This is a genomic window from Mesorhizobium sp. M7D.F.Ca.US.004.03.1.1, assembly GCF_003998635.1.
GTDB lineage: Bacteria > Pseudomonadota > Alphaproteobacteria > Rhizobiales > Rhizobiaceae > Mesorhizobium > Mesorhizobium loti.
In genome coordinates, this window is sequence record NZ_RZQG01001773.1 from 1 (window position 1) to 475 (window position 475).

Here is a 475-nt window from a genome sequence, read left to right on the forward strand (position 1 = left end):
GCGCTGATCCGGGCCGGAGGCATGCTGGTGACCGTCGTCGGGCCTACCGACGTGCGGCCAGCGGATGGCCTGGCGTTTGACTTCGTCGTCGAGGCTGATCGAGGCCAGCTTTGGGAGATCGTTCAACGGGTCCGGGACGGTCGGCTGCGGACGAATATCGGCAAGGTCTCGAGCCTTGACGATGCCATCGCCACCTTCAACTTAACCGAGCGGCGTGCGGGAAAGACGGTTATCCGCATTCGGCCCTGAGCCTACCGAGCACGGCGATGGGGGTCTGCCGATCTAAACCGCAGAGCCCAAGGCGGCAACGAGAGTGGGATGCAGCGTGAGCTGGACACCCTCGTTTGCCTTGACCAAGGCCGCCAAATACTGGCGCTTATACCCCGAGTCGAAGATGTATTTTGGAGCGCCGTTGTCCAAAACGCCGACGCTGCCATTCCAGAGCATGACGTCGAGCAGCTTCTCCACGTTGTCC

1 protein-coding gene and 1 pseudogene are annotated in these 475 nt (G+C 62.1%); one reads left to right on the forward strand and one right to left on the reverse strand.

The window, feature by feature from the left end:
• A pseudogene (locus EN935_RS39970) lies at nt 1–249 on the forward strand (NADP-dependent oxidoreductase); the annotation flags it as partial.
• 33 nt (nt 250–282) lie between these two features.
• On the opposite strand, the gene EN935_RS41305 reads toward EN935_RS39970, so the two are convergent.
• Nucleotides 283–475: hypothetical protein (locus tag EN935_RS41305; protein ID WP_206534738.1), on the reverse strand; the 193-nt coding region annotated here is incomplete at its 5' end.